This window comes from Acinetobacter sp. V2 (assembly GCF_001188385.1).
In the GTDB taxonomy this organism is placed as follows: domain Bacteria; phylum Pseudomonadota; class Gammaproteobacteria; order Pseudomonadales; family Moraxellaceae; genus Acinetobacter; species Acinetobacter oleivorans.
Genome location: NZ_JZFB01000002.1, coordinates 312,267 through 313,701, shown reverse-complemented (window position 1 = coordinate 313,701; position 1,435 = coordinate 312,267). Strand labels below are relative to the sequence as shown.

The window sequence follows — 1,435 nt, the reverse complement described above, 5'->3', positions numbered from 1 at the left end:
ATATGTTCATTTACTTGGTCCATTACCAACACCAGCCATTGCACACCTTACTCGTGCTTTACATGCACATGCAGGTATTGTTATTTCTGCATCGCATAATCCATATTATGATAATGGGATTAAATTCTTCTCAAGTGAAGGTAAAAAATTACCAGATTCGTTACAAGAAGAAATTAACCGCGAATTAGAAAAAGATTTATTCATTGAGGACACTGCAAACTTAGGTAAAAGTGTTCGTGTAAATGATGCAAATGGTCGCTATATTGAATTCTGTAAATCTACATTCCCTTACCACTTTGATTTAAATAATTTAAAGATTGTGTTGGACTGTGCTCATGGCGCTGCATATAGCGTTGGGCCTTCAGTTTTCCGTGAGTTAGGGGCAAAAGTTGTTGCTTTATATAATGAACCAGATGGCTTAAATATTAATGAGAGCTGTGGTTCAACACATCCTGAACACTTACAAAAAGCAGTAGTTGAACACGAAGCAGATTTAGGTATTGCCTTTGATGGTGATGCTGACCGTGTTGTGATGGTTGATAAGTTTGGTAACTTAATCGATGGCGACCATATTTTATATATTTTGGCGACTCAAGCTCAAAATAAGCCAGCGGGTATTGTTGGTACTGTCATGAGTAATATGGCACTTGAAGTTGCACTAGAAAAAGCAAACGTTAACTTTGTTCGTGCAAAAGTTGGTGACCGCTATGTATTACAAGCTTTAGAAGAAAATGGTTGGGTGATAGGCGGCGAACCTTCTGGTCATATTCTAACTTTAGACAAGAGTACCACTGGTGATGCCATTATCGCTGCACTTCAAGTTTTAACTGTGATGGTCGAGCAAAACAAGGCTCTTCATGAATTGGTTCAAGACTTTAAATTATTCCCACAAGTTCTTTTGAACGTACGTTTAGAACAAATGCTTGATCCGTATTCTATTCCAGCATTGGTTACTGAATTTGATAAGGCAGAAGCACAGCTCAAAGGCCGTGGCCGTATCCTGATTCGTAAGTCTGGAACAGAGCCTGTGATTCGTGTCATGGTTGAAGGTGATGATGAGCAAGAAGTGAATGCTTTAGCTCAACATTTAGCAGATTCAGTTCGTTCACAAGCACAAGTCGCATAAGGTGCATGACATGAGTGATGTCATCAAAGATTTAAGTGAATTACGCTTAAGTTATGAGCAAGGTGAGTTGCATGAGGGGCAGGTTGAATCTAACCCTCATCAGCAGTTTCTGGGTTGGTTTAACCATGCTCTAGCAGCGAATTTGCATGAACCCTATGCAATGTCATTAGCAACTGCAAGTGCAAATGGCAGACCTCATGTTAGAACAGTTTTGTTACGTGGGGCCACAGAAGCTGGTTATGATTTTTATACGAATTATGACAGTCAAAAAGGTATTGATTTGGCAGAAAACCCATATGCCGAATTATT

2 protein-coding genes are annotated in these 1,435 nt (G+C 39.4%); both read left to right on the top strand.

Features of this window, described 5'->3' with window-relative positions; translation table 11 throughout:
• Positions 1 to 1,126 (top strand): phosphoglucosamine mutase (gene glmM, locus UC75_RS10285; protein ID WP_228137262.1); only part of this gene is annotated, 1,126 nt, incomplete at its 5' end.
• Positions 1,127 to 1,136: 10 nt separating this feature from the next.
• On the top strand, positions 1,137 to 1,435 hold a 299-nt coding region (locus tag UC75_RS21090), incomplete at its 3' end, for a pyridoxamine 5'-phosphate oxidase family protein (RefSeq protein ID WP_228137261.1).